This window comes from Arcobacter acticola (genome assembly GCF_013177675.1).
Classification (GTDB): Bacteria; Campylobacterota; Campylobacteria; order Campylobacterales; family Arcobacteraceae; genus Aliarcobacter; species Aliarcobacter acticola.
This window is the reverse complement of record NZ_CP042652.1, coordinates 1,802,104-1,818,780: the sequence shown is the minus strand read 5'-3', so window position 1 is coordinate 1,818,780 and position 16,677 is coordinate 1,802,104. Positions and strand designations below refer to the sequence as shown.

The 16,677-nt window shown below is 29.4% G+C and carries 19 protein-coding genes; 17 read left to right on the top strand and 2 right to left on the bottom strand.

Going from position 1 to position 16,677, the window contains the following annotated elements:
- The first annotated feature begins 20 nt into the window (after positions 1-20).
- The 7 genes from hypB to hypA all read left to right on the top strand — a co-directional run bounded on the left by hypB (position 21) and on the right by hypA (position 5,147).
- Complete coding sequence (hypB, locus tag AACT_RS09390) at positions 21-839, top strand: hydrogenase nickel incorporation protein HypB (RefSeq protein WP_172126557.1); 819 nt, start codon at positions 21-23, stop codon at positions 837-839.
- 130 nt (positions 840-969) lie between these two features.
- Entirely contained in the window at positions 970-1,251 is a 282-nt protein-coding gene (locus tag AACT_RS09385; protein ID WP_172126556.1) for a HypC/HybG/HupF family hydrogenase formation chaperone, read from the top strand.
- A gap of 13 nt (positions 1,252-1,264) precedes the next feature.
- A complete protein-coding gene (hypD, locus tag AACT_RS09380; protein WP_172126555.1) occupies positions 1,265-2,389 on the top strand; it encodes a hydrogenase formation protein HypD in 1,125 nt (374 codons plus the stop codon).
- 145 nt (positions 2,390-2,534) lie between these two features.
- Positions 2,535-3,398, top strand: a complete 864-nt coding sequence (locus tag AACT_RS09375) for an NAD(P)-dependent oxidoreductase (protein WP_172126554.1) — start codon at positions 2,535-2,537, stop codon at positions 3,396-3,398.
- Between the two features lie 9 nt (positions 3,399-3,407).
- Entirely contained in the window at positions 3,408-3,764 is a 357-nt protein-coding gene (locus AACT_RS09370; RefSeq protein WP_172126553.1) for a nucleotide pyrophosphohydrolase, read from the top strand.
- Positions 3,765-4,763, top strand: a complete 999-nt coding sequence (gene hypE / locus AACT_RS09365) for a hydrogenase expression/formation protein HypE (RefSeq protein WP_172126552.1) — start codon at positions 3,765-3,767, stop codon at positions 4,761-4,763.
- A 42-nt stretch (positions 4,764-4,805) separates the two neighbouring features.
- The gene (gene hypA / locus AACT_RS09360) at positions 4,806-5,147 is read left to right on the top strand and encodes a hydrogenase/urease nickel incorporation protein HypA (RefSeq protein ID WP_172126551.1); all 342 of its coding nucleotides are present in this window, start codon (positions 4,806-4,808) and stop codon (positions 5,145-5,147) included.
- A gap of 2 nt (positions 5,148-5,149) precedes the next feature.
- Here the strand turns inward: hypA and AACT_RS09355 are convergent, their stop codons facing one another.
- Complete coding sequence (locus AACT_RS09355) at positions 5,150-5,797, bottom strand: helix-turn-helix transcriptional regulator (RefSeq protein WP_172126550.1); 648 nt, start codon at positions 5,795-5,797, stop codon at positions 5,150-5,152.
- A gap of 305 nt (positions 5,798-6,102) precedes the next feature.
- On the opposite strand from AACT_RS09355, the gene AACT_RS09350 reads away from it, so the two are divergent.
- From AACT_RS09350 to AACT_RS09340, 3 genes are all read left to right on the top strand, one after another.
- The gene (locus AACT_RS09350) at positions 6,103-6,477 is read left to right on the top strand and encodes a RidA family protein (RefSeq protein WP_172126549.1); all 375 of its coding nucleotides are present in this window, start codon (positions 6,103-6,105) and stop codon (positions 6,475-6,477) included.
- A gap of 32 nt (positions 6,478-6,509) precedes the next feature.
- On the top strand, positions 6,510-7,748 hold the full coding sequence (locus tag AACT_RS09345; protein WP_172126548.1) for an NAD(P)/FAD-dependent oxidoreductase: 1,239 nt from the start codon (positions 6,510-6,512) through the stop codon (positions 7,746-7,748).
- Between the two features lie 147 nt (positions 7,749-7,895).
- Entirely contained in the window at positions 7,896-8,345 is a 450-nt protein-coding gene (locus AACT_RS09340; RefSeq protein WP_172126547.1) for an alanine:cation symporter family protein, read from the top strand.
- A gap of 15 nt (positions 8,346-8,360) precedes the next feature.
- On the opposite strand, the gene AACT_RS09335 is transcribed toward AACT_RS09340, so the two are convergent.
- Entirely contained in the window at positions 8,361-9,419 is a 1,059-nt protein-coding gene (locus tag AACT_RS09335; protein ID WP_172124971.1) for an IS630 family transposase, read from the bottom strand.
- A gap of 41 nt (positions 9,420-9,460) precedes the next feature.
- On the opposite strand from AACT_RS09335, the gene AACT_RS09330 reads away from it, so the two are divergent.
- From AACT_RS09330 to AACT_RS09300, 7 genes are all read left to right on the top strand, one after another.
- A complete protein-coding gene (locus AACT_RS09330; protein ID WP_346726265.1) occupies positions 9,461-10,552 on the top strand; it encodes an alanine/glycine:cation symporter family protein in 1,092 nt (363 codons plus the stop codon).
- Between the two features lie 156 nt (positions 10,553-10,708).
- Complete coding sequence (gene alr, locus AACT_RS09325; RefSeq protein ID WP_172126545.1) at positions 10,709-11,893, top strand: alanine racemase; 1,185 nt, start codon at positions 10,709-10,711, stop codon at positions 11,891-11,893.
- Positions 11,894-12,016: 123 nt separating this feature from the next.
- Positions 12,017-13,132 (top strand): ABC transporter substrate-binding protein, encoded by a 1,116-nt coding sequence (locus AACT_RS09320; protein ID WP_172126544.1) that lies wholly within the window; start codon positions 12,017-12,019, stop codon positions 13,130-13,132.
- Between the two features lie 130 nt (positions 13,133-13,262).
- Positions 13,263-14,159 (top strand): branched-chain amino acid ABC transporter permease, encoded by an 897-nt coding sequence (locus tag AACT_RS09315; protein ID WP_172126543.1) that lies wholly within the window; start codon positions 13,263-13,265, stop codon positions 14,157-14,159.
- 17 nt (positions 14,160-14,176) lie between these two features.
- A complete protein-coding gene (locus AACT_RS09310) occupies positions 14,177-15,202 on the top strand; it encodes a branched-chain amino acid ABC transporter permease (protein ID WP_228720576.1) in 1,026 nt (341 codons plus the stop codon).
- Positions 15,199-15,966 (top strand): ABC transporter ATP-binding protein, encoded by a 768-nt coding sequence (locus AACT_RS09305; RefSeq protein ID WP_172126541.1) that lies wholly within the window; start codon positions 15,199-15,201, stop codon positions 15,964-15,966. The genes AACT_RS09310 and AACT_RS09305 overlap by 4 nt, the downstream gene beginning before the upstream one ends.
- The gene (locus AACT_RS09300; RefSeq protein WP_172126540.1) at positions 15,959-16,654 is read left to right on the top strand and encodes an ABC transporter ATP-binding protein; all 696 of its coding nucleotides are present in this window, start codon (positions 15,959-15,961) and stop codon (positions 16,652-16,654) included. The genes AACT_RS09305 and AACT_RS09300 overlap by 8 nt, the downstream gene beginning before the upstream one ends.
- Positions 16,655-16,677: the final 23 nt, after the last annotated feature.

The window sequence follows — 16,677 nt, the reverse complement described above, 5'->3', positions numbered from 1 at the left end:
TAACTCAAAAGGATAATAATATGTGTAAAGATTGCGGTTGTACAATAGCAGGTCAAGAACATCACCACCATCACGACATTCATGAGCATGGACTTGTTCATGATCATGACCATCCACATGATAATTTGGCTTTTAGTAATACTCATCAAGCAGCCCATGAAACACTAAATCACAATCCCCAATTAAACGATGCTAAAACAATCTCTGTAATTAAAAAGATTTTAGATAAAAATGACCATGAAGCTTCACATAATAGAACTCATTTTGACTCACACAAAGTTTTAGGAATAAATCTTATGAGTAGTCCTGGAAGTGGTAAAACTACACTTTTGGAAAATATTGCAGATATAGTTGATTTCAAATTTGCAGTTGTTGAGGGTGACTTAGAAACTTCAAGGGATGCCGATAGATTAAAAGCAAAGGGAATTGAAGCTGTTCAAATTCAAACAGGAAGTGCTTGTCATCTTGATGCCTTTATGGTTCACAAAGGTTTACATGATATCGCTTTAGATGATATAGATGTTTGTTTTGTGGAAAATGTAGGAAATCTTGTATGTCCTGCTTCTTATGATGTGGGAACTCACTTAAATATTGTTTTAGTTTCAGTTCCTGAGGGTGAGGATAAGATAGTTAAATATCCTGTTATGTTTAGAGCTGCTGATTTAATACTTATTACAAAAACAGATTTACTTCCTTATTTTGAATATGATATACAAAAAGAAAAAGAAGAAGCTAGAAAACTAAAACCAAATGTGGATATATTAGAAGTGAATATCAAAGATAAACAATCACTTCAAAATGTAATTGATTGGATTAATTTCAAAAGAAAGATGAGATGAAATTTGTAAAATCAATTTCATTCATTTAGGCTTCACGGTGAGTACCCAAAAATCAAAGATTTTTACCCTTCCGTTGCAGAATCATTCATAAAATTGTTTTACAAATAATAGATTAAAAAGGAAAAATTGTATGTGCTTATCAATACCATCAAAAATAAAAAGTATAGACACTGAAATGAACACTTGTGTAGTTGACACAATGGGTGTTGAAAGAAGTGCAAGTTTAGATTTAATAGACCAAGATGTTGTAATTGGTGATTATGTTTTAATTCATATTGGATTTGCAATGAATAAAATAGATGAAGAGGATGCACTAGAATCACTCAAAGTCTATGCAGAAATAATAGAAAAGATGGAAGAGCAAGATAGATTAGAAGCAATTGAGCAATCTGATAATTGCCCAAATAGATAGGTTTTGAAATATCATGGAAAAAGAGCTACAACTAAAAGATTTATATGATGGTTTTAGGGATGCTAAAACAATAAAAGCATATAAGAAAATAATAGATGATGATTTAAAAGATTATGATGGAATTATAAATATTATGGAAGTTTGTGGTGGGCACACTCATACTATTATGAAATATGGAATTCCACAGTTAATAAATAAAAAAATAAATTTTATACACGGACCTGGTTGTCCTGTTTGTGTTATGCCAAAAGAGAGAATCGATAGTGCTTATGAATTAAGTTTACAAGAAGATGTAATACTTGTAACTTTAGGCGATATGATAAAAGTTCCAGGTAGTCGTGGAAGTTTACAAAATGCAAGAAGCCAAGGTGCTGATGTAAGATTTGTCTACTCACCAATGGAGTGTATAAAAATAGCAAGTGAAAATCCAAATAAAACAGTAGTCTTTTTTGCAATAGGATTTGAAACAACAACTCCTATGACTTGTGCTTTATTAGAACAAGTAATAAAACAAGATATTACAAATATACTTTTTCATATAAATCATATTACAGTTCCTGAAGTTATGCGTGTACTTGTTCAAAGTAGTGATTGTAAGATAGATGCTTTTTTAGGCCCTTCACATGTAAGTGTTATTAGTGGAAGTAAGATATATGAAGAGTTTCCAAGGGATTATAATAAACCAGTAGTTGTAAGTGGCTTTGAACCAGTAGACGTGATGCAATCTCTTTATATGATAGTAAAACAGTTTGTTGAAAAAAGAAGTGATTTAGAAATAGAGTATAAAAGATTGGTTTCTTATGAGGGAAATATAAAAGCTCAAGAGTTAATAAATAAATATTTCAAAAAAGTTCCTTTTAAATTCAGAGGAATTGGAGAGGTTGAAGATAGTGGATATGAACTAAAAGAGCAATATGATAAATATAATGCAAAAATAGCATATAAAGAAATATTACCAACAAAAGAAGTAAAAGATAATAAAGCTTGCAGATGCCCAGATATTCTAAAAGGAGTTGCAAAACCACACGATTGTAAAATCTTTGGAACACTTTGTACTCCAACAAATCCAATAGGTTCTTGTATGGTTAGTAGCGAAGGTGCATGTAGTGCTTATTATAAATATGGTAATCTTTTATAAAAAAAAGTAAACTGCTTTACTTTTTTGAAAGATTACGAGATTTATGATGTTTAATCTTTAGTTTAAACCATAAATGTCTGAGAATCTTTTATAAAGAAAGAAAACTGCTTTACTTTTTATAAATTTAAAAAAAGGTCTTAATATTATGAGTCAAATTATAGGTAAAAAAATAGGTTTTATAGGCGCAGGTGTAATGGGAAAATTTATGATTTTAAATCTAATGAAAAAAGGATTTGAAGTTGAAGTATATGCACGAAATAAAGAAAAAATCAAAGATATATTAAATGCAGGTGCAATATTTTGTGAAACTATAGAATCATGTGCCAAAGATAAAGATGTAGTAATTACAATTGTAGGTTATCCAAAAGATGTAGAAGAAGTATATTTATCTCAAAAAGGTATTTTAAATAGTGCAAATGAAAACACTTATTTAATAGATATGACAACTACAAGTCCAAAGCTAACAATAGATATTTATAATAAGGCAAAAGAAAAAGGATTGAAATTTTTAGATGCCCCTGTCTCAGGTGGAGATGTGGGAGCTAAAAATGCTACTTTATCTATTATGGTTGGAGGAGATGAAGATAACTTTAATACTTGTAAAGAAGTTTTTGAAGCCATGGGTACTACAATTATCTATGAAGGTAAATCAGGAAATGGACAACATACAAAAATGGCAAATCAAGTTGCAATTGCTGGAATAATTGCAGGTATTAGTGAAGCTATTGCTTATGGAAATAAAGTTGGATTAGATATACCTACAATGCTTGCAAGTATTAGTAATGGAGCAGCATCAAGTTGGCAAATGACAAATAATGCTCCTAAGATGAATAAAAGAGATTTTGAGCCAGGCTTTTATATAAAACATATTGTAAAAGATTTAAAAATAGCAAATGAAGAAGTAGCAAATCTAAAAGTACTACAAGATGTTATAGAGATGTATGAAACTTTAGAAAAAAATGGTGATGGAGATTTGGGAACTCAGGCTATTTGTAAATTTTATGAGTAAAGGCTATTTATGAACATAGAAAGAATAGAACAAAGAATACAAAAATTCTCAGATGATAGAAACTGGGAAAGTTTTCATAATCCTAAAAATCTAGTTATGGCATTAACAGGTGAAGTAGGGGAACTAAATGAAATATTTCAATGGTTAAATTTTGAAGAATCACAAAACTTACCTGATGATGTATTAGAGCATACAAAAGAAGAAGTAGCTGATGTTGCTATTTATCTTCTTAGACTTTGTATGAAACTAGATATAAACCTTGAAGATGCCATTATGAATAAGATGACAAAAAATGAAGCTAAATATCCAGTTGAAACATCAAAGGGTGGGAAAAAGAAATATTCAAAGAGTAGGGAAGATAAATAAATGACCAAAACAATAACCCTAGCTCATGGAAATGGTGGAGCTGAAAACAATGAGTTAATAAAAGAGGTCTTTTATGAAGCTTTTAAAAATGAGATTTTAGAAAAAAGTGAAGACGCTGCAATTATTCAAAATGGGGAATTAGCTTTTAGTACAGATTCATTTACAGTTAGTCCTTTATTCTTTAGTGGAGCAGATATTGGGAAACTTGCCATTTGTGGAACTTGTAATGACTTAGCCATGATGGGTGCAAAGCCTAAGTATCTTACTTGTTCAGTGATTATTGAAGAGGGGTTTGAAGTAGAGCAACTACAAAGAATAGTGGCTTCCATGAAAAAAGAGCTTGAAGTAAATGATGCTATTGTTGTAAGTGGAGATACAAAGGTAGTTCCTAAAGGTGCTGTTGATAAAATCTTTATAAATACGACTGGAATTGGAGAGATTTTATATAAAGGTATTAGCTCAAACAATATTAGTGAAGATGATTTGATTTTAGTAAATAGAGATATTGGAGCTCATGGTGCTACTATTTTTGCTGCACGTGAGGGTATGGATATGAACTCAAATCTTAAAAGTGATTGTAATTCATTATATCCACAAGTTAAAGCTTTGATTGACTCAGGTATTAAAATTACAGCTCTAAGAGATGCCACAAGAGGTGGAGTGAGTGCTGTTTTAAATGAGTGGGCAAAACAATCAAATATTTGTATAGAAGTAGATGAAGAAAAAATTCCTCTGTGTGATGAGGTAAGGGGAATTTGTGAGATGTTAGGTTTTGAAGCTACAAACCTTGCAAATGAGGGAACTTTTGTTTTAGCTATTCCTAAAGATGATGTAGTAAAAGCAATTGAAGTTTTACATGGATTTCCTGAAGCTTCAAATGCTTGTATTATTGGGAAAGTTACTCAACAATATAATAAAAAAGTAATACTAAATAGTTCATGGGGAACAAAAAGATTTTTAGATACACCAACAGGTGAGCTTCTTCCAAGGATTTGTTAATGGTTTTCTTTAAAAAGTATAATATTTTTAAAGGAGTAGTTTATGCATGAATACTCAATAGTTCAATCCCTTCTTGAAAGCTGTGAAGAACACGCACGAACAAATGATGCAAAAAAAGTTACAAAAGTTGTGGTTAAAATTGGAGTTTTAAGTGGAGTTGAACCTGATTTACTGCAAACAGCTTTTGATACCTTTAAAGAACAAACGGTCTGTCATGATGCAGTTTTTTTGATAAATCATCAAAAAGTAGTTATTGAGTGTTTTGATTGTAATACAAGTTCAACTTTAGAAAAAAATGAATTTTCATGTCCAAAGTGCCAAAGTATAAATATAAAAGTTACAGATGGTGAAGATATGTATCTTATGAGTTTGGAATTAGAATAAATTTATTTTTTTATTTTCTTTATATATCTATAAACTGAAGGTTCAGACATTTGCAATTTATTTGCTACTTCTTGAACTGAGCCTCTTATATTAAAAATACCACAATCACTTAATGTGGCAATCACTTCAGTTTTTTCTTCTATTGTCATTCTATTTGGTTCAACATCAAATTGATTTAAAATTTCATCTATTTTATTTACAGTTCCTTCTTGCGAACTTGTATTTAGAGTCTCTTTTATATTGCTTAGTGCTATAACCTTATCCTCCACATAGTTTGGAAGTAGGGAAGTTAAAAATGATAATGATTTTTTTACATCATGATAATCTGAATTTAAACATAGTGCACCAACTAAATTATCTTTTTCATCTCTAATAAAATATGATGATGAGTATAATAGTTTATCACCAATAGTTTTTGAGCTATAGTTACATATAAACTGCTTATTGTTTTTAGCTTCTGTTATCATAAACTCTAAAACTAAATCAGTTATTGCATCGCCAATTTTTCTATTACTTATATGTCCATTAATAATATGCACTATTGAATGATCATAATTAATTAAGTCATGTATTATTACTTCAGTATTAGTTCCTAATACTTCACCTAAAAAATCAGCAATTGAGATATATTTTTTGATGTAAGAGTTCAAAAAAAACCTTTTTTTATTTAAATTTATGGCTAGTATTATAAGTGATAAAATAGAAAAAGTCAATATAATAATAAAAAATTATCAGAATAATTAAAAGGCAAATAGTTTCTATAATAATTTTTTATTATCAGAAAAGTAAATAAGACCATAATTTAATGTTTTTTGTTTATAAATTATACATTAGTTTCAAATAAGTCAATAATAAATTATCAAATTGTATAAAATATATAATAAAAACTATTTACTTTAATAAAACTTTATTATAAACTACCAATAGTAAAAAAAAATTATCACCAAGGAATAATATGAAAGTAATTAACTCAACAAAAGCACCAAGTGCAATTGGACCATATTCTCAAGCTGTAGATAAAGATGGATTTATATTTGTATCTGGACAATTACCTATTGATGAAACAACTGGTTCTTTTGCAGGAGAAGATATAGCTTCTCAAGCTAGACAATCTTTACAAAATATTAAATATATTTTAGAAGAAGCAGGTTTAGAAATGAAAGATATCTCAAAAACTACAATTTTATTAAAAAATATTGAAGATTTTGCAGTAGTAAATGAGATTTATGGACAGTTTTTTAGTGCTCCATATCCAGCACGTGCAACATATGAAGTAGCGAGATTACCAAAAGATGCTTTGATTGAAATTGAAGCAATAGCAAAAAGATAGAAGATTATTTTAAATATTAATGGAGAATTAAAATGAAAAAAGATGTAGTAATTGTAGGTGGTGGTTGTATTGGACTTATGTCAGCATATTGTTTACAAAAAAGTGGTAGAAGTGTAACTGTAATAGATAAAAGTGATATTACAAATGGAACATCTTTTGGAAATGCAGGATTATTATCAGCATTTAAAAAAGCTCCATTAAGTGCACCTGGTGCTATTCCTGATACTATTAAATTGATGTTAAAAGGTGAATCTCCAGCTAGTGTTCATCCTACATTGGATTTACATTTATATAAATGGCTTTTAAAATTTGCAGCAAGTTCAACAGAAGCTAGATTAAAAAGAACATTAGCTTTATTTGAAAGATATGGGCAAGTTAGTTTAGATATGTATCAATCTATGGTTGAAGATGATGGAATTGATTTTTACTTTAGAAAAGATGGTTTATTAATGATTTATACTGAGCAAAAAACTTTTGATGCAAAAGCAGCACATTGTGATGATCCACTTGCTTATGAAATTCTTTCAAAAGAGAAAACAAAAGAGTATATGCCAATCTTAAATGACAAAGTAATAGGTTCTATTCTTTTAAAAGAAAATGGACATATTGATGCAGGTGAAATGATGCTTGCTGTAAAAAAATATTTAGAAGAAAAGGGTGTTGAATTTCTTTTAAATGAAGATGTTGAAAGATTAGAATTTGAAGGTTCAAAAGTAAGTAAAATTCGAACTTCAAAAGGTGTATATGAAGCTGAAACATTTATTCTTTCAACTGGAGCTGATGATAAACTAGCACGTCAAGCAAAAAATAGATTTATGATGACACCTGCAAAAGGTTATAGTTTGACTTTTAATATGGATAAAGAATTAATGCCTAAAACAACATCTTTATTTGCAGACTTGTTTATAGCTATGACTCCAAGAAGAGAAACATTAAGAATGACTTCAAAACTTGAACTTGGTACAACGGATCCTTCAATTGTAAGAAAACAAATTGATAGTATGAATAAAAACCTAGCACAATACACAAACGAATTTAAAAGAGAAAATGTAGTTGAATGGGCAGGATTTAGACCTCTTACTCCAAATGATATTCCAATTTTAGGATTTGATGAAAACTATAAAAATTTAGTACACGCCACTGGATTAGGTTGGCTTGGAATTACATTTGCTCCTTCAATTGGAAAAATTATAAATGATGTAATTACTATTGATAAAAGAAATGAAACAAATGCAGATATCTTGTTATTCTCATCATTCTTTCAAGGATAGACTGTAAAGAAAGAGTTTTCTCTTTCTTTACTTTTAGAAATTTTCATTAATAAATCAATTGGCTAATGTCTTAATTTAATATTGATAGCTGTCTATAGAATAAAATAATAATTTAATATAAATTTATATTATAAAAAAGGAAAATTTATGAATGTATTTAAAAGGGTGCTATTTTTCATAGCAATGTTGTGTATCCCAAGTTTTAGTTTTGCAGAAGAGATTGTTGGAATAGATCAAAAAATAGATCAATTTTTTACAAATTACTTTGCTTGGTTTGCGAATATGATTTTTTATGGTATTAAAATAGAAGATGGAGTAACATTCCCATTAATTGTTGCTTGGTTGTTTGTTGCAGCTATTGTATTTACTTTTTATTTTGGTTTTGTACAATTTAGAAGAATTGGATTAGCAATTGATATTGTTCGTGGAAAGTTTTCAAATCCAGATAAAAAAGAGCCAGGTGAAGTTTCACACTTTCAAGCGCTTACAACTGCATTATCAGGAACTGTTGGTCTTGGAAATATTGCTGGAGTTGGTGTGGCTTTATCTATTGGAGGAGCAGGAGCAACTTTTTGGATGATATTACTCCCCCAATAAACAGAGCTAATTTCATTAGCTAGCATATTTAACACTTTGATGTTGAAAAAAGTTAGCTATTTTTTGTGGATTTTTTTGTAAATTCTCCATATAATTTTGTGTGTTTTCTTTTAGTTCTTTTTGATTTTTTGGCAGACCATTTTTATGTACATTACTCTTATAATCTTGATTCAAATATTCATCAGGATTAAATTCTGGGGAGTATGGTGGAAGATAAAAGAGTTTGATTTTATCTTTATGCTTTTCTTCCCAAGCTTTTACTAATTTAGCATGATGTACTCTTAGGTTATCTACTATCATAAATACTTTTTTATCATTTGATTTTATTACTTTTTCTAAAAAATCTATAAAATTATCTGTAGCTATTGAATCATCATACAATGCAAACATTGATTTACCTGTATTTGTAATGGCTGATATCATATTCACTTTAAACTTTTTAGCTGTATGAGTAAGAATAGGTTTTATTTTACTTCCTATTGGAGCATATCCTTTTAAATTTGATGGCATTGATACACAAGCAGTCTCATCAGCCCACCAAATATCAGCATTATTTATTTTTGCTTCTTTTTTGATTTTTGGATATGTTTCTTCCAACCAAGCTTTAGTTGCACTATCTTTTCTTTCATAAGCTCTTTTTATTGGTTTTTTCGAAGTAAATTGCCATTTTGCAAGATAATCTCCAACTGTTGATATTGGCATATCAATATCTACTACTCTTAGAATTAACTGTTTTACAGCTTCTCTTGTCCACAAAGCAAACTTAAACTTTAATTGTTCTGGGGTTGTATCTATAAGCATTCGGATGATTTTTTCCTCTTGTTCATCGCTAAGTCTCTTACCAGACTTTTTAGGACGACCAGTTTTTTGAACTTTAAGTGCTTTTTGACCATCTTTTTTATATTTGCTATACCATCTTGATGTTGTAATTTTTGACAAACCTAATATTGCAGCTGTTTCAAGATTACTTATACCACTATCCCTTAATTTAATTGCTCTATCTCTGAGATACTGTAATGTATTTGAATCTACTTTTCTAGCATCATTTTTTTCTAATTTATTTATTTTTTCCATTTCAAATTATAGCTAAATTTAGCATATAATTAGTTTAGTTTATCGGTGGAGTAATAGTTTGTGGTTTATTTGGAATGGCATCAAAATTTACTGAGTGTACTTTAGGTGTAAAATATAGAAATGAAAATGCTGATGGTACAGTATCAGGTGGACCAATGTATTATTTATCAAAAGCATTTAAAGAAAAAGGTCATGCAAAAACGGGTAAAATACTAGCAGTTGGTTTTGCAATTATGACAATATTTGCAGCATTTGGTGCTGGAAATATGTTCCAAGGTAATCAAGCCAATGCAATGATTGTTCAAACATTTGGATTAGCTCCTGGATACGGATGGATTACAGGTATTATTTTTGCAATACTTCTTGCAGGAGTTATTATAGGTGGTATGCCTTCTATTGGATCAGTAACTTCAAAACTAGTTCCATTTATGGCTACTTTATATGTTGGAATGGCAGTTATTGTATTAGTTTCTCATTATGATCAAATAGGCGCTGCTTTTGAGCAAATATTTATTGGAGCATTTACAGGTGCTGGAGTTGCTGGTGGTTTTATTGGAGCATTAATTCAAGGATTAAAAAGAGCTACTTTCTCAAATGAAGCAGGAGTTGGATCAGCAGCCATTGCCCATTCAGCTGTAAAAACTAAAGAACCCATAACAGAAGGTTTTGTTTCTTTACTTGAACCATTTATTGATACGGTTGTTATTTGTACGATGACAGCTTTAGTTATTATTATTTCAGGAATGAATACAGGTGCTTTAAGTGGAGTTACATTAACTGCTGCTGCTTTTACAGAAACTTCATTTATTTTTGAGTATTTCTTAGCACTAGCAGTAGTGATGTTTGCTTTCTCAACTATGGTGTCATGGTCATATTACGGACTAAAAGCATGGACTTATCTTTTTGGTGAGGGTGCTACAACTGAACTAGTTTATAAAGGAATTTTTTGTTTATTTGTAATTGTTGGTACAAGTATTAGCTTTGGTGCTGTTATTGACTTCTCTGATGCAGCAATGTTTTCAATGTCTATTTTTAATATTATTGGATTATACTATCTTATGCCAATTGTTAAAAAAGAGTTAAACTCTTTTGTTGCAAGAGTAAATTCAGGTGAAATAAAAAGATATAAATAGATATTTTAAAATATCTCAAATAAATTAAATCAAAGGGAGTTTTATTTTTCTCCTTTTGATAAATTTATTTTTATGGAAGTAATAAAAAGCTATTGTGCTGCTTTTTATTACTTACATAAGAATAATGATTTAGTATATATAAATAGGAGAAAATAAGTGAAATTATCAAGACCCGTTTGGGCTGAAATAAATTTAGATAATTTAGCTCATAATATGAGAGAAGTAAGAAGAGTTACAAATAAAGATTCTAAAATTACAGCTGTAATTAAAGCAGATGGTTATGGTCATGGTGCTGTTTATATTGCTGAAACATTACTTGAAAATGGTGCAGATAGATTTGCAGTTGCTACATTAAGTGAAGCAATGCAATTAAAAACTTTTTTCCCAAATATCGAAACTATGGTATTGGGTTATACTCCTGAAAATTTAGCACTTGATCTTATTAAATATAATATTATTCAAACAATTTATACACTAGAGCAAGCAAAAGAATTTTCACAAGTTGCTATTTCTTTAAATAAAAAAATTACTGTTCATATAAAACTTGATACTGGAATGAACCGATTAGGTATGGTTTTTGAAGATAAAACTATTGATAATATATTAGAAATTAGTAAACTTGATGGTTTAATTATAGAAGGAATATTTACACATTTTGCTGCTGCTGATGAAATTGATAAAGAATATACAATACAGCAAGTTAAAAAATATATGTATATTATTAATAATTTAGAGAATAAAGGACTAAAGATACCTTTAAAACATGTATCAAATAGTGCAGGAATTATTGATTTACCCCAATATAATTTTGATATGGTAAGAGCTGGTATTATGTTATATGGTTTATTCCCATCTAAAGAAGTAAATCATAATGTTGTTAATTTAAAAGAAGTTATGTGTTTAAAAGCTCAAGTTTCTTTTGTAAAAACTCTTCATAAGGGTGAGTGTGTTAGTTATGGTTTAAAATACAAATGTGATAAGCAATCTTTAGTTGCCACTTTACCAATAGGTTATGCAGATGGTTATACAAGAATGTTAACAGGAAAAGCAAAGGTAATGGTAAAGGATTCTAAAGTTCCTGTTATTGGAAATATTTGTATGGATCAATGCCTAATAGATGTGACAGGATTAGATGTAAATATTGGTGATGAAGTGATTTTATTTGGAGGAAATGATTCAAATGGAATTTCAATAGATAGTGTTGCAGAATCATTAAATACAATAAATTATGAAATAACATGTATGGTTGATAAACGAGTTCCAAGAGTTTATATTAAAAACGGCAAAAAGATTGATTTAATAGATTATATATTAATGCTTTCTACTATTAAAAAGTACTAAAACAGTATAAATTTGTTAAAAAGTCATATGAAATGTATAATTTTTATATAACTTATTGTAGTTTTATCATAATTTTTTTATATTCTTATGATAGAATAAACAAGAATTAATTAAGGAGAACAAATGAATAAATTTTTAAGTATAGCTTTAGCATCTGCATTATCTTGTAGTGTTGTTTCAGCAAAAGAGATTAGTATTGGTGCAGTTATGCCAATGTCTGGACCATTAGCAGCTTATGGACAAGTAACAAACTTAGGTGTTGAGTTAGCTCACAAACAACAACCTATATTAAAAAATGGTGATACAATTAAAATTGTTTTACTTGATAACAAAGGTGATAAAGTTGAAACTGCAACTGCAACAACTAGACTTATCTCTTCTGATAAAGTTGTAGCTATTTTAGGTGCATTAACATCTACAAATACAGCTCAAGCAATTGCTATTGCTGATAAAAAAGAGATTCCTGTTATTGCTTCAGTTGCTACAAATGATCAATTAACAGCAAAAAGAGAATTTGCAAATAGAGTTTGTTTTACAGATTCTTTCCAAGGTGAAGTTGTTGCAAATTTTGCAAAAGTTCAAGGTTATAAAACTGCTGTTGTAGTTGTTGATCAAGCACAAGTTTATTCTTTAGGTTTAGCTAAAGCTTTTGAACAAGCATTTAAGAAAAATGGTGGAGAAATTGTTAAGAAAATCAAAGTTACTTCAGGTGACAAAGATTTTAAAGCTGTAGTTTCTCAAATTAAAGAAACAAATCCAGACTTTATGTTTTTACCATTATACCACCCAGAAGCTTCTATGATTGCTAGACAATCTAAACAATTAGGTTTAGAAAAACCAATGTTTTCAGGAGATGGTGTTGCTAACCAAACATTTATTGACTTAGGTGGAGATTCAGTAAATGGATATATGTTTACAGATTTCTTTGATTCAACAAATCCTCCTTCACAAACTTCAGCTGATTTCGTAGCTTTCCATGAAAAAGAAACTGGAAATAAAGAAATGAATTCATTTACAGCTTTAGGTGCTGATACTTATAATGTATTAATTGATGCAATGAATAGATGTGAAGATCCAACAAATTCTGTTTGTATTAATAAAGAAATTAAAAAAACAACTGGATTTGATGGTGTTTCAGGAAAAATCTCTATTGATTCTGAAGGTAACGCAACTAGATCTGCTGTTATTAAAGAAATCAAAGATGGAAAAGCTGTATTTAAAGCAACAGTTAACCCATAATTTTTATTATAAAATAAGAATTCAAAAAGCCTAACAATTTTTTTTGTTAGGCTTTTTTGCAATATTAAAACTAATAAAAATTATTTTTAATATTGCAATAATATGTAGATATAAGAAATCAGGAGATTTAATGGATATATTAACGTTTATGCAACAAATGGTGAACGGTTTTAGTTTGGGTAGTATGTACGCCCTTATTGCAATTGGTTATACTATGGTGTATGGTGTGTTAAGGTTAATTAACTTTGCACATGGTGATATTATGATGGTAGGTGCTTTTTTAGCTTATACTTTTATGGCTGTTTTTGATTTACCATTTCCACTTACTGTTTTATTAGCTGTTACTATTTCGGCTAGTTTTGGTATGTTTATGGATAAAATTGCATATAAACCTTTAAGAGAAGCTCCAAAAATTTCTTTACTAATTACAGCAATTGGTATTTCATTCTTTTTAGAAAATGCTTTTACAGTTTTTTTAGGTGGAGTTCCAAGAGCATTTCCAGTACCTGAGTATATGGAAAATATTTTTAATGTTGCTGGTGTTACTTTCTCTTTTGCTTCTATTATGGTTCCAATTGTTACTCTGTTTTTATTAATGGGAATATTATATGTTTTATATAAAACAAAATATGGTATGGCCATACGAGCATTGTCATTTGATATTAAAACAGTAAATTTAATGGGAATTGATGCAAATACTATTATTGCTTTAGTATTTGGATTAGGTTCAGGACTAGCAGCCGTTGGTGGGATTTTTTGGGCTATTAATTATCCTTCTGTTGAGCCTATGATGGGTGTTTTAGTTGGACTTAAAGCCTTTGCTGCTGCTGTTGTTGGTGGTATTGGTTCTGTTTCAGGTGCTGTTGTTGGTGGATTTATTATTGGATTTACAGAAGTTGTTGTAATTGCATTTTTCCCAGAACTTGGTGGTTATAAAGATGCCTTTGCATTTATTTTCTTAATTTTAGTATTGTTATTTAAACCAACTGGAATTATGGGTGAAGATTTAGAAAAGAGTAGGTTTTAATCATGGCACAAGATACAATTTTTACAAGAGACAGATTAATAAATCTAGCGATTATAATAACAGCTATTTGGTTTACATGGTTTGCGCAAAACTTTTTTGATGAATATACAGTTAGAATTATTAACAATGTTGCTATTTTTATTATTCTTGCAGTTTCGTATAACTTGATAAATGGTGTGACTGGTCAGTTTTCACTTGAACCAAATGGATTTGTTGCAATTGGGGCTTATGTAACAGCCATATTATTAGTTGATGCAGAAGCGATGGAATATCAATACTATATTGAAGATGCATCTCCATGGGTTTTAGCTTTACAAGCAAATTTTTTCTGGGCATTGATTTTATCTGGAACTATTTCAGCTTTATTAGCCTTATCTTTATCTTTTCCTGTTTTTAGAGTAAGAGGTGATTACTTAGCTATTGTTACACTTGGTTTTGGATTTATTATTAGAATTTTAGCTATTAACTCTCCTTCAATTACAAATGGATCTTTAGGTATAAATGATATTCCTGAATTCTCAAATCTTTATTGGACAGGTGGAATTGCAATTTTTACAGTTATTGCAATATTAAATATTATCTATTCAAAGTTTGGAAGAGCTATGAAAGCTGTTCGTGATGATGAAGATGCGGCAACGGCTATGGGTATTAATACTTTTAAAATTAAAACTTTAGCATTTACAACTTCAGCATTTTTTGAAGGTGTTGGTGGTGGTTTATTAGCAGCACTACTAACATCAATCTCTCCAGATTTATTTACATTCTTCTTAACATTCCAATTATTAATTATCATCGTTTTAGGTGGTCTTGGAAGTACAACGGGAGCTATTTTAGGAACTATATTTGTAATGGCAGGACTTGAATGGATGAGATTTTTAGATGAACCTATGGATTTTATGGGTATTCAAACAGATGCAATGCCAGGAATGAGAATGGTTGTTTTCTCTTTAATTTTAATTATAGTGATGCTTTTTGCAAGGGAAGGTCTTATGGGTAAAAAAGAGTTAAAAGATTTATTTAAAAAGAAAAAGGCAAACAAATGATTTTAGAAGTTTGCAACGTAACTAAGCAGTTTGGTGGAGTAACTGCAATAAAAGATACTTCATTTAGTGTAAAAGCAAAAGAGATTTATGGTTTAATTGGCCCAAATGGTGCTGGTAAAACAACAATGTTTAATATTATTACAGGAAATTACGAACCAACTGAAGGTTCAATTAAATTTCATGGTCAAAAAATAGATGGTATTAAACCCCATAAAATAGTTCATAGAGGAATTGCTAGAACATTTCAAAATATTAGATTATTTAAATCTATGACTGTTTTAGAAAATATTTTAATAGGCTTTGATTATCAAGCCTCTTATACATATTTTGAAGCAATTTTTAGATTACCAAGATTTTATAAAGAAGAAAAAAGAGTTAAAAAAAGAGCTTTTGAAATTATGGAAGTATTAGGAATTGATAAATATGCAAATGAACAAGCAACTTCTCTTTCTTATGGTCAACAAAGAAAAGTAGAAATAGCACGTGCACTTGCAGCTAATCCACAACTATTATTATTAGACGAACCAGCAGCAGGTATGAATCCAAATGAAACAAATGAATTAGCAGAGCTGTTTTTTAAAATAAGAGATGAGTTTGATATTACTATTTTATTAATCGAACATGATATGAAATTTGTAAATAAACTATGCGATCGGGTTATGGTTTTAGATTATGGAAAAACAATCTTTGAAGGTGACATTAAAGATGCTATTAAAGATGAAGAGGTTATAAAAGCCTATCTTGGAGATTTTAAACATGCTTAAAGTAAAAAATTTAGAAGTATATTACGGGCTTATTAAAGCTGTAAGAGGAATTAATTTTGAAGTTAAAGAAGGACAAATAGTTTCTTTGATTGGATCAAATGGAGCTGGTAAAACTTCTACTTTACAATCAATTGTAAATGATGTTAAAAAAACTGGTCAAATCACTTTTAATAATAAAGATATTTCGAATTTAAAAACACATAAGATTATTCAAAATCATATTGCTTTAGTTCCTGAGGGAAGAAGATGTTTCCAAAATCTTACTATTGAAGAAAACCTTAGAATGGGCGCTTTTAATAATGATGATAAATATGAAGAGTTACAAGAAGAGATGTTTAAACTTTTCCCAAGACTAGTTTCAAAAAAAGGGCAATTAGCTGGAACTATGAGTGGAGGAGAGCAACAAATGCTAGCAATCGCTAGAGCTTTAATGAGCTCTCCAAAACTTCTTATGTTAGATGAACCATCTCTTGGACTTGCTCCTAAAATTATTGGTGAACTTTTTGAAACAATTATTAGATTAAAAGAAGAAGGTATTACTATTTTATTAGTGGAGCAAAACGCCTTTGCTGCCTTAGAAATATCAGATTGGGCATATGTTTTAGAAAATGGTGAAGTAGCACTTGAAGGCAAAGGAAGTGATTTAGTTCACTCAGATGAAATTAGAGCAAAATATTTAGGTGCATAAAGTTATGACTCAAATAAATAAGG

Bases quoted from the DNA above. Each gene is read 5' to 3' on its own strand.
- AACT_RS09350 (WP_172126549.1), top strand. From the start codon at position 6,103: ATGAAAGTAATTAACTCAACAAAAGCACCAAGTGCAATTGGACCATAT.
- AACT_RS09335 (WP_172124971.1), bottom strand. From the start codon at position 9,419: ATGGAAAAAATAAATAAATTAGAAAAAAATGATGCTAGAAAAGTAGAT.
- AACT_RS09345 (WP_172126548.1), top strand. From the start codon at position 6,510: ATGAAAAAAGATGTAGTAATTGTAGGTGGTGGTTGTATTGGACTTATG.
- AACT_RS09340 (WP_172126547.1), top strand. From the start codon at position 7,896: ATGAATGTATTTAAAAGGGTGCTATTTTTCATAGCAATGTTGTGTATC.
- AACT_RS09370 (WP_172126553.1), top strand. From the start codon at position 3,408: ATGAACATAGAAAGAATAGAACAAAGAATACAAAAATTCTCAGATGAT.
- hypA (WP_172126551.1), top strand. From the start codon at position 4,806: ATGCATGAATACTCAATAGTTCAATCCCTTCTTGAAAGCTGTGAAGAA.
- hypE (WP_172126552.1), top strand. From the start codon at position 3,765: ATGACCAAAACAATAACCCTAGCTCATGGAAATGGTGGAGCTGAAAAC.
- AACT_RS09315 (WP_172126543.1), top strand. From the start codon at position 13,263: ATGGATATATTAACGTTTATGCAACAAATGGTGAACGGTTTTAGTTTG.
- hypB (WP_172126557.1), top strand. From the start codon at position 21: ATGTGTAAAGATTGCGGTTGTACAATAGCAGGTCAAGAACATCACCAC.
- AACT_RS09300 (WP_172126540.1), top strand. From the start codon at position 15,959: ATGCTTAAAGTAAAAAATTTAGAAGTATATTACGGGCTTATTAAAGCT.
- AACT_RS09305 (WP_172126541.1), top strand. From the start codon at position 15,199: ATGATTTTAGAAGTTTGCAACGTAACTAAGCAGTTTGGTGGAGTAACT.
- AACT_RS09385 (WP_172126556.1), top strand. From the start codon at position 970: ATGTGCTTATCAATACCATCAAAAATAAAAAGTATAGACACTGAAATG.
- AACT_RS09375 (WP_172126554.1), top strand. From the start codon at position 2,535: ATGAGTCAAATTATAGGTAAAAAAATAGGTTTTATAGGCGCAGGTGTA.
- AACT_RS09320 (WP_172126544.1), top strand. From the start codon at position 12,017: ATGAATAAATTTTTAAGTATAGCTTTAGCATCTGCATTATCTTGTAGT.
- hypD (WP_172126555.1), top strand. From the start codon at position 1,265: ATGGAAAAAGAGCTACAACTAAAAGATTTATATGATGGTTTTAGGGAT.